This window comes from Aeromonas sp. QDB18 (genome assembly GCF_027705325.1).
Classification (GTDB): Bacteria; Pseudomonadota; Gammaproteobacteria; order Enterobacterales; family Aeromonadaceae; genus Aeromonas; species Aeromonas caviae.
This window is the reverse complement of the sequence record NZ_JAPDBQ010000273.1, coordinates 1-1,623: the sequence shown is the minus strand read 5'-3', so window position 1 is coordinate 1,623 and position 1,623 is coordinate 1. Positions and strand designations below refer to the sequence as shown.

The 1,623-nt window shown below is 62.6% G+C and carries 2 protein-coding genes and 1 pseudogene; all 3 read left to right on the top strand.

All coding sequences use genetic code 11. From position 1 onward, the window contains the following. Positions 1 to 413: 413 nt before the first annotated feature. Positions 414 to 668, top strand: a pseudogene (locus OKC30_RS20800) (MerR family transcriptional regulator); the annotation flags it as partial. Positions 669 to 897: 229 nt separating this feature from the next. Next, the gene (locus tag OKC30_RS20795; RefSeq protein WP_234888721.1) at positions 898 to 1,380 is read left to right on the top strand and encodes an NAD(P)H-dependent oxidoreductase; all 483 of its coding nucleotides are present in this window, start codon (positions 898 to 900) and stop codon (positions 1,378 to 1,380) included. Further along, positions 1,353 to 1,502: a hypothetical protein gene (locus tag OKC30_RS20790; protein WP_234888722.1), complete on the top strand. Its 150-nt coding sequence runs from the start codon at positions 1,353 to 1,355 to the stop codon at positions 1,500 to 1,502. Before OKC30_RS20795 ends, OKC30_RS20790 begins: the two co-directional genes overlap by 28 nt. Positions 1,503 to 1,623: the final 121 nt, after the last annotated feature.

Here is a 1,623-nt window from a genome sequence, read left to right as displayed (position 1 = left end):
GACTCATGATGAACCCTTTTTCATGGCTCCAGATGACAAACATGATCTCATATCAGGGACTTGTTCGCACCTTCCCTAAGCCTTAAACTGTCTGGCGTGAAATTGCCCGAAGAAATATCTAGCGCAATCAAAAATGGAAAAAAGGCATCTGCCAAAGCTGGCAACACAGAAATCGAAGTAATCCGAATAGATTGGCCAACAGGCAAGGGGCACGAACTTAAAGTGTTCTTTGAGTAATCATGAGGAAAATCTGGGACACCCACCATCTCGATAGCAGACTTACCTGACAAGGTGGGTGTCCTCTGTCAGTCATCCCCTGTCAATGTAACTCTCTTCTCCCCCTCGGGGATTCAATCCCCCCTGCCACTGGCCTATAGTGAGCCCCTACTCGAACAACCTTTGCGAGCAGCACCATGTATATCGGCGAATTTGCCCGGCTGGCGGGCACCACCCCAAAGGCTGTCCGTCTCTACGAGCAGCTCGGGCTGCTGCCCGAGCCCAGGCGGCGCGGCAAGTATCGCGTCTACCGGGCCGAGGATCTGGAGTGGGTCGGGTTTATCCGCGAGGCCCAGCGGCTTGGCTGCAAGCTCGGGGAGCTGGTTCCCCTGCTCGCGGGCGTCACCAGCCTCGATCACTTCCCCTGGCAAAGGGTGGAGCAGCTTATCGCGGACAAGCTGGCGCAGATCGAGGCGGAGGTCGCCCGGCTGCAACGCCAGCATCAGGGCTTGACAGTGCGCCACGCTGCTGGCGCAGCACCCCTGCCGCTATGGCGCCCCGGCGCGGCAATTCCCCGACGGGCGGGATCATCCCGCCGCCGCGGATCGGGGGCAAAAGGTGGCTTGACTCTGTCCCATGGGACAAGGGGTGTAATGGGGGCTCACTTCAAGGAGCCATACCATGACCCCCAACCTGCTTGTTCTCAACGGCAACCCCAAACCCGACAGCCTCTGCCACGCCCTCGCCCGGGAGTATGCCCGCAGTGCCGAGCAAGGGGGCGCGCGCGTCACCCTGCATCACGTGGGGGAGCTCGCCTTCGCGCCGGATCTTCACCATGGCTATGACGAGGCGCAACCCCTCGAGCCCGATCTGCAGGCGGTGCAGCAGAGCCTGGTGGAGGCCCACCATCTGGTGATCGTCGCCCCCGTCTGGTGGGGCCACCTGCCAGCCCGGCTCAAGGGGCTGCTGGATCGCACCCTGCTGCCGGGTTTCGCCTTTCGCTACCAGCCGGGGAAGGCGCACCCGGAGCAGTTGCTCGCCGGCAAGACGGCGCGCCTGCTGCTAACCATGGACAGCCCCCCTGGTATTACCGCTGGTGGCAGGGAGCCCCCCTGGAGCGCACCCTGGACAAGCCAGTGCTGGGGCTGTGCGGTATCCGGCTGACCCACCGCCAGCATCTGGGGCCCGTCCACACCTCGGATGAGGGGGCCCGCCAGCGCTGGCTCAGCCAGGCCGGGGCCGCCGCCCGCCACGATGTGCAGCGGCTGGGCAGGCGCCCCGCCTAATCCCTGCCATGGGCATGTTTTGCCCATTAAAAAGCCCCGCAGTTGCGCAATGCTGTTCACTTAAGCGGAGCCGCATTGCGATTTACCGGAAAACGGGTCTTTGATATCTTCACCGCCCTGG

Bases quoted from the DNA above. Each gene is read 5' to 3' on its own strand.
- OKC30_RS20795 (WP_234888721.1), top strand. From the start codon at position 898: ATGACCCCCAACCTGCTTGTTCTCAACGGCAACCCCAAACCCGACAGC.